The following is an 8,136-nucleotide window of genomic DNA, read 5'->3' on the forward strand; positions in this document are numbered from 1 at the left end:
GATTGCCACCGAATTCCACCTGAGGCACAGAACCTTTACAAATAACTGTTTTGGGGAAACCCTAGAATTATCCCTCGGTTTTTCTTAATTGGTCAGGGCTAAGATAGGCTTCACTGGAACAACTTGATTGATCCGAAAGTTAAAGATTTCGTTCATCCTTGAATGCCACAACAATCTCTCGGAGTACAGTCAACTGCTTAAATAGGCTATCAACAAGTTTGAACACATGATCCTGGGGGAAAGCTAGGGGAGCAAAAAAAATATGGACATCTTCTAGTTGGGCCCATTTTGAAGTAAAATGAGTCACCAACTCAAAAAATTACAGAGCGTGAGTTGGGCAAATCCGGCCTAGAAAATTCTCCTTGACTTCGTGACGAGTACCCCGCACCTGCCTATAATCTAGGGGGGGAATAAACGCCAGCAATACCACTGGCCGATCGCCCACAAAACCAACACAGCAGGAGAACAGAATGTCTGTAGTTATCGTAACAGGATCCGGTGGATTGATTGGTTCCGAGGCTGCCCTGTTTTATGGAAAAGCCGGTTACAAAGTCGTTGGCATTGACAATGATATGCGTCAATACTTCTTTGGACAGGAAGCCTCCACCAGTTGGAACCGAGAACGAATCAGCAAAGAACTCGGGGATCAATACGAACATAACGAAGTTGATATCCGTAATCCAGAAGCGATTAATGGGATTTTTTCTAAGTACAAATCCGATATCGCCCTGATTGTCCATACCGCAGCGCAACCGTCCCATGATTGGGCGGCAAAGGAACCCTTTACGGATTTCTCAATTAATGCCAATGGGACCCTTGTTCTGCTAGAGGCAACGCGCCAGTTTTGCCCGGAGGCAGTGTTTTCCCATTGTTCCACCAACAAGGTGTATGGCGATCGCCCCAATACTTTACCCCTGGTTGAACAGGAAACTCGCTGGGAACTGGACCCCTCTCACCCCTACCAGAACGGGATCCCCGAAGATATGAGCATTGACCAAAGTATGCATTCTCTCTTTGGGGCGTCGAAAGCGGCTGGGGATCTGTTGGTCCAAGAGTATGGGCGCTATTTTAACATTAAAAGTGCGGTGTTTCGCGGCGGGGTCCTCAGTGGACCCCAACACTCCGGTGCTCAATTGCATGGGTTTCCTTCCTATTTGATGAGATGCGCCATGACAGGGACCCCTTACACGGTGATCGGTTACAAAGGCAAGCAAGTCCGCGATGTGATCCACTGTACTGATGTGATTCTGGCGATGGACACTTTTTTCAAAAACCCTCGGATTGCCGAAGTGTACAACCTGGGTGGGGGCCGCGAAAGTAATACGTCGGTCCGGGAAGGGATCCAAATGTGCGAGGAGATTACGGGCAAGAAGATGGAAACCAGCTACACTGAGACCAACCGCATGGGGGATCATATCTGGTATATCAGTGATTTAAGTAAGTTCAAATCCCACTATCCCGAGTGGAAATTAAGCTATCCTAGTGTCAGAGATATTTTTCAAGAAATCTATGACTTTAATCAGTCTCGCTGGGGGAGTTGAGTTTCCCGAATTATCGGGGCTGACTTCTTGAAAATTCATCCAGTATTCCCAGGGGGTTCTACTAAAAAAGTTAGCAATTAGCCTCTGCGCTAATTGCTAAAGATTAAAATTTACCCAGTTCTGAATAGAGGTGATTGGGGTGATTAATCGAGGGAAATACTCCGTACTCGGAGTGGAAATATCAGCCATTGATTATGAATATGGTGTGGAAGCGATTATTAAGGCAGCAAAGGCGCGATCGCCCCTAGCGATGACCGCTTTGGCAGTTCATGGCGTGATGACAGGGTTTTCCGATCCCGTTCATCGTCGCCGCTTGAATGCCTTTGACTTGGTAACTCCGGATGGTCAGCCGGTTCGCTGGGCGCTAAACTGGATTCACGGAATTAAACTGCCCGATCGCGTCTATGGTCCCACTTTGACTTTAAAAGTCTTAGAAGCTGCTGCAATGGAAGGATTGCCGGTGTATTTTTACGGCAGCAAACAGGAAACCTTGGACCTTTTATTGGAGAAATTACAAGTTAAGTTTCCGGGGTTGAAAGTTGTGGGTGCAGAACCCTCTAAATTTCGCCGGTTAACTCCCGAAGAAAAGCAAGAAGTGGTTAATCGGATCAAAAATAGCGGCGCAACCATTACCTTTGTCGGGTTAGGTTGTCCTCGTCAAGAAGTCTGGGTTTATGAATATCACAATCATTTACCTATGCCCTTGATGGCAGTCGGTGCAGCATTTGATTTCCATGCGGGTACGGTATCTCAGGCACCACCTTGGATGCAAAAACGGGGACTGGAATGGTTCTACCGATTGATTCAGGAACCGGGACGGTTGTGGAAGCGCTATTTGTTACTGAATCCGATGTATTTGACCTTTACATTTTTACAAATGTTATCCATTTCTAAGCAGCCGGTTTTGAAGCCAACGGGAATGGAACCTGAAGAGTCTTATGGGTAAGCTATGAATCGGTTTATGGCAGTTTTCAAGCTGCTGTTACAATAAAATAGCCTACTTAAATGCGGGCTATTTTATTGTACTTTAGATTTAGAGTGATTTCAGTTCAGTTATGTAGTCGTATCGGGACTGGGTGTGGGAAAAAAACTACTAATCTCGGAAAAGGGAGGCTTAGGGAAAATGGAAATACAGAAGGTATTTTCCTACCTTAAAGGTTTGTGTCCCCTGCCGTATGAGGTGACGAATACCAAAGTTGCCCGAAAATTTTATGGGCCGATACCGGATTTTGGTTTTGCAATTTTCAGCTAATAAAAATGACCGTTTCAATAGGAGATATTAGATACCTATGGAAGGATTTATAATATTAGTAGTATCGTTGGCTTTAATTGCTTGGCTGTTTAAAAAATTCCCCGGCAATTACAGAGGTTCTGGTTATACACCAGTTCGCAGTTATAAAAAAAAAAGATGGGACTTCTGTTCGCGCTCATACAAGACGGAAACGACGCTAATATAGCCTCAGTATTATCGCCAAACTCGGATGGTTTAGACCTACTAAGTTATCCTTTAAGAGAAAACCCAGGGGTGCGATCGCCTTTTTTGTAGTTGGGTTAGCATGAAGAAGCCAGTTAGGGAAACCAGGGGCGAAGTGGCATATTTGTGATGATTTTCAGTAATACTTTACCCAGGCGATTCAGGTTGCTGGGGATTTTATCTATTTTTTAAGCTAAATTGGGGTTACTGTCCCCCTTCGCAATCCCCGATCGCCCAATCTCTTCTACACTTGCGAAACCATTCCCTCTATTACGCCGCCGAGTTTACCCGGGAATATTGCCACCCTTGAGAAACTTCTAAGGGCAGAATTTTTAAACCATTGAGTATAAATCCTCGGTACGTCACCCCCTGGGAGGGATGCCACTCATAGATCGCTTCGCTACCTTCGCGATACTCAATTTCGCTCATCACCTGGTATTTGTGACTTTCACTCTGGGAAAAAAGCATCACCGGGGTTTCTTCTCCAGCAGGGGCAATCAGTTTGTGGGTGGGAGCAAATGTACTCATCGTTAAAGCCTCGATTAAAACTTGAATTAAAGTAGGGAGATTAGGTAATTTCCCGGTTGACTTGTTGTATTATCAGCCGATTTTGACCCGTCCTGTGCGATCGCTATCCTACAAGCGAGGTGAAATACTTTACTCTACTCCTGTGATTTCGATCGCATCCGATGTTTTTCAACCCGATACTCCAGTTGTCCCATCCTTAAAGGTGGCTTCATCCTCAAAACTGAGTCACCCAACCTGGGAAGATAATACAACGCACTCAACAGCGACTCTAAATCAAAAGGAGAATCCAAATGCAATTTCAAACCTCAGCACAAGAAGCCTGTTATCACAAAGTCGCCCTCTGGATGCAAGAATTATTTGGCAAATTTCCCTGTGCTCGCCAAGATATCCCTGGATTGGGGCTATTTATGGGTTCCGCCCTCGTGGAAGTCCTGATTTTACCTTGGGGAGAAGAGGATGCGGTGATCAATACCCGCGCTTATGTGGTGACGGAAGCCGAACTGAGTTCGGATCTAATGCGCTTTCTTCTGGAACAAAATAGCAATATGATTTTCGGGGCCTTTGGCATTGACGCGAAGGGTGATATCGTGTTTGAGCATAGTATTGTGGGTTCCACTTGCGATAAAAAAGAACTGGAATCCTCGGTGAATGCGGTTCTGGAAGTCTCCGACGAGTACGATGACCAATTGGTAGAACGATGGGGCGGCAAACGTGCTCTCGATCGCATCTGTGGTAACCCGGAGTAAGGCATCGGCACCGTAGCCCTTAGAAACAAACCCGGTTTCTTTAGAAAATTTATCCCCATTAGGACCAAATCTGCGTCAGAAACCGGGTTTCTTGTCCCTTAGTATCGAACAGGGTACCCATACCCTAACTCTTCGTAACCCCTGATAAACTCGGGTTGAGAGTCGATCGCGGATGAGTGATTGTTTTAGAGAATCCCTCCCCTTGGCGATCGCACCAGTCTAAGACTCGATTCCACCCCCACCAGCGATCGCTATCTCCCGCTTTTTTCTGGGTAGCTAAATTACTGACATAGCCCACATGACCCCCATAACGAGTCAGCAAAAGCTCGATCGCCGGGTTGCTGTCGCAAATTTCCTTTAACTCGGGCACAATCGCCGGGTCAAACATCGGGTCATCTGCCGCGTATAAAATTAAGGTGGGTTTAGTGAACTCAGGCAAAATTCCCAAGGGACTGCTGGCGGAGTAATACTCCTCGACGGAAGCAAACCCGAGGCGGGAAATCACCAATTCATGATCAAATCCCCAAATGCTATTGGCGCGGGCGATCGCCTCGGGATCAATTTCAGAGGGATGTAGCTGATGTAGCTGCCATGCCAGGTTCTTCAACTCCTTGGCGATCGCCTTTTCCAAATACTTCCCAAAGGGCTGTTTCACTAAATAAGACAGGGACCGATTAGAATCCAGGTTCGGACAAATCACCGCCCCACCCCCTAGTTCCGAGGGGTCCAAATCTAAATCTTTTCCCCACTCGGCGATCGACTGGGCAGCTTTTACCCCCCACAGCGCCAATTGTCCCCCGAGGGAATATCCGAGAAACCAGAAGGGTCCGGGACATCCCATTGATTTAGCTGTTGCCGCAATCCGCACAAAATCTTCCCCCTCGAACAATCCATCAGAAGTCAGCGTGGGAGACAATTGAGCAGTTTTGCCATGAGCACGCCAGTCAAAGAAGACGACTGCATACCCTCGGGCAAAGGCTTTCCGTCCCAGAACTCTCAGAAACCATTGTTGGGGGAGTTCTCCGGTGATGCCATAGGTGGCAACAATCGTTCCGCGAGGGCGATGGGGAATCGCCACCCAGCCATAAATCGGGACCCCTCCTGCACCAGTAAAGTGGGTTTCCTGATACGGGGGTTCGGGGTCAGGGATTGTCTGTTCCCACTCTCGACTCGCAACTAAAGCCGTATGGAGGGTCATCGCCAGACCATCTTTTAAGAAAAATGGCGGATCGTAGTCGGGATAAAACATAAATGAGTTTAACTATCGAGAGCATTGTTGAGAAGGCGCAGTGCGACTCTCGCCATTAATCGCAAGAGGAGTCTGCTTCTCGATTTTAACCAAGTTGTAACAAAATGTAACGAAGTTTTAATACAAATACCCGCACCCTTCAGGGTGCGTTACAAACTCACCCATCCAGGAAATTTCTCTAGGGATGAATTTGACTTAAAATTAAACGGAGGCGATCGTAATCATCCTTGAGCAAAACGCTGAGAGTACGTCCGGCTTGGACTAACCAATCGCGATCGGCCCCGCGTAACTGATACACCTCGCGAATAGCTGCCGCAGTCAAGGCGTCTACGGGTGCACCGGGAACTTGTAACAGGGTGCGGAGGAAATCAAACTGTTGGGTAAAGTGAACAATTTCTGGGGGTTGACAGCGATATACCGCTTGGTGAATTTGAGGGGGACGAGGGGGAATATATTGATAGACAACCCCTGTGGGACGGCGTGATCCATTTTGGTGTTCAAGATGGGGACAAAATCCGGCGATCGCAGCCCGAAATTCAGTTTTAAGCATGGCAAAAATCTGGGGTTGTTGTTCCCGTAACCCGTCCAAGGATAAACCCAGCGCCCTAGCCCGATGCACCGAATCAATCGGACTCGTTGTGGCAAAATAAACCACCCCATAAATCTGATTCCCTGACTCTTCATCCAAAGATTTCACCCAACTCCCAAAGGGCGGCATCAGGGGAAAGTTTAACTCTTCTGGGTCTAAACATTGGGCTAAAAATTCCGTCGTTGCCGTTTCAATCACCTCAGCAATATGGTCCGGGTGACGGTGTTCGTTAGCAAATTGCGGTAAAGTTAGACGCATAATTAACCCTTAGAAATATCTTTAATGTAAAAAATACAGGGTTGATGAGATTTGACTCCTCAACCCTGAACAGTTTCCACAGGGAACTATTTGCTTTTCTTGCGACCCGCAGTAGCATCTATGGGGTCGAGTTCCGAGAGTCGAAAAGTGACTAATTTATCCCAATTTCCCCCCTCAAAAAGGACAGCCGCCCTACCATCAGTGAGGCGTTGAACTTGTCCTTGAAAGTCGTAGTAAATATCATCGGGATTTTTAACACGAACAGCGGAACCAGGCAAAATCATAATGTTTTCCAGATGGGTAGAATTAAGGGATTCTGGTGACGACCCAGGGAAACTGAGTCATCATTCGTTATGGTCAATCTTTTTGGAGTCATTCGTCAAGTGTTCGCCAACCTAGCCCCATGCTAAAACTTTTTCTTCGGTTTTCCCCGGTGATAGGCGACGGATTCCACCAGCCCGATGCCGATAAAATTAGTCAGCATGGCGGACCGACCGTAACTCAGCCAAGGGAGAGGAATCCCCGTCACGGGGGCCAGTCCAATGGTCATCCCAATATTAACGACCACCTGAAACACCAGCATCGATAAAACCCCGATCGCCAACAATGCGCCAAAGGTGTCTTTCGAGTTTTGGGCAATCAAGACTAGGCGCAGACAAATCACCCAGAACGACAGGAGGATCACCATTGACCCTATAAAGCCAAATTCTTCCCCGATCGCCGAAAAGATAAAGTCCGTATGCTGTTCGGGGATAAAGTTAAGCTGGGTTTGGGTTCCATTATAAAGTCCCCGCCCATGCAGTCCCCCGGATCCAATGGCGATCCGAGATTGGATCAGGTGATATCCAGCGCCGAGGGGGTCTTTTTCCGGGGTGAGGAAGGTGGTCAACCGTTCTTTTTGATAATCTTTGAGCACGTTCCATAAGATATTCCCGATTCGACCGACAATCAGGTTCATTACCACCGTTCCCAACGCCCCCAAAAAAGGCCAGGGTAGGGTACGCCAGCCAATTAAGGCCATTAAGGCGGCCCAGGCAAACCATCCGGGCAAATAAAGGTTAAACAGAAACGCGGCGACCAGGGGGGATATCATGAGGATGATCCAACCGGGATTGGTGTTGCCCCAGTACAACATTCCCAGGGTAATCACCCCAAAGACTAGGGAGGTCCCTAAATCGGGTTGGATAAAGACTAAGGCCCAGGGTACAGCAGTAATTGCCAGACTTTTGAACATAGAACCCAGCGTGTCGGGGGCCCGTTCATGCAGGAGTGCCGCTAGGGTAATAATCATCCCTATTTTGGCAAATTCTGACGGTTGAATGTTAAAGCCACCAATGGTAATCCAACGCTGTGCACCAAGCGCAGTCGTCCCGATAAACATAACCGCCAGTAGGGATAGATTGGTAGCCCCATAAACCACCCACTTTAATTGAATCAGGTTATCGTAGGGCCATCGCGCTATACAGAGGGCCAGGAGCAGTCCAATCCCTCCCACCAACCAGTGTTGCCACCAGTCGGTCCACCCGAGGTGAAGTTCGGCACTGCGGATCATAATCCCGCCAAATATAGTTAAGGCGACTGGCACGATGAATAACGGCGTGTCAAACTCTAGCCAGGGTTGTACCCAGGCTCTCCAACGCGATCGACTTACGGACTTTTGAAACATATTTCAAGGGGGAGATAGGGGAGATAGGGGAGATAGGGGAGATAGGGGAGATAGGGGAGATAGGGGAGATAGGGGAGATAGGGGA

The 8,136-nt window shown here is 47.7% G+C and carries 8 protein-coding genes; 3 read left to right on the plus strand and 5 right to left on the minus strand.

The features are described 5' to 3' along the window. The first annotated feature begins 470 nt into the window (after positions 1 to 470). On the plus strand, positions 471 to 1,541 hold the full coding sequence (locus tag NG792_RS12020; RefSeq protein WP_261200754.1) for an NAD-dependent epimerase/dehydratase family protein: 1,071 nt from the start codon (positions 471 to 473) through the stop codon (positions 1,539 to 1,541). Between the two features lie 139 nt (positions 1,542 to 1,680). Then, positions 1,681 to 2,487, plus strand: coding sequence for a WecB/TagA/CpsF family glycosyltransferase (locus NG792_RS12025; protein ID WP_261200753.1), 807 nt, complete (start codon positions 1,681 to 1,683; stop codon positions 2,485 to 2,487). Positions 2,488 to 3,285: 798 nt separating this feature from the next. Here the strand turns inward: NG792_RS12025 and NG792_RS12030 are convergent. Further along, a complete protein-coding gene (locus tag NG792_RS12030; RefSeq protein ID WP_261235574.1) occupies positions 3,286 to 3,543 on the minus strand; it encodes a hypothetical protein in 258 nt (85 codons plus the stop codon). 290 nt (positions 3,544 to 3,833) lie between these two features. Here NG792_RS12030 and NG792_RS12035 point away from each other — a divergent pair, with 290 nt between their 5' ends. Further along, on the plus strand, positions 3,834 to 4,289 hold the full coding sequence (locus NG792_RS12035) for a YbjN domain-containing protein (RefSeq protein WP_261235575.1): 456 nt from the start codon (positions 3,834 to 3,836) through the stop codon (positions 4,287 to 4,289). Positions 4,290 to 4,413: 124 nt separating this feature from the next. Here NG792_RS12035 and NG792_RS12040 read toward each other — a convergent pair whose 3' ends face one another. The 4 genes from NG792_RS12040 to rodA form a co-directional block, all read right to left on the minus strand. Continuing rightward, positions 4,414 to 5,538 (minus strand): YheT family hydrolase, encoded by a 1,125-nt coding sequence (locus NG792_RS12040; protein ID WP_261235576.1) that lies wholly within the window; start codon positions 5,536 to 5,538, stop codon positions 4,414 to 4,416. 178 nt (positions 5,539 to 5,716) lie between these two features. After that, positions 5,717 to 6,385 carry a hypothetical protein gene (locus NG792_RS12045; protein ID WP_261235577.1) on the minus strand — a complete coding sequence of 223 codons (669 nt, stop codon included), beginning with the start codon at positions 6,383 to 6,385 and terminating at the stop codon, positions 5,717 to 5,719. Positions 6,386 to 6,471: 86 nt separating this feature from the next. Then, positions 6,472 to 6,669, minus strand: coding sequence for an NAD(P)H dehydrogenase subunit NdhS (locus NG792_RS12050; RefSeq protein ID WP_261200742.1), 198 nt, complete (start codon positions 6,667 to 6,669; stop codon positions 6,472 to 6,474). Positions 6,670 to 6,791: 122 nt separating this feature from the next. After that, positions 6,792 to 8,051, minus strand: coding sequence for a rod shape-determining protein RodA (gene rodA, locus NG792_RS12055; protein ID WP_261200741.1), 1,260 nt, complete (start codon positions 8,049 to 8,051; stop codon positions 6,792 to 6,794). Positions 8,052 to 8,136 lie beyond the last annotated feature (85 nt).

The organism is Laspinema olomoucense D3b (genome assembly GCF_025370785.1).
GTDB lineage: Bacteria > Cyanobacteriota > Cyanobacteriia > Cyanobacteriales > Laspinemataceae > Laspinema > Laspinema olomoucense.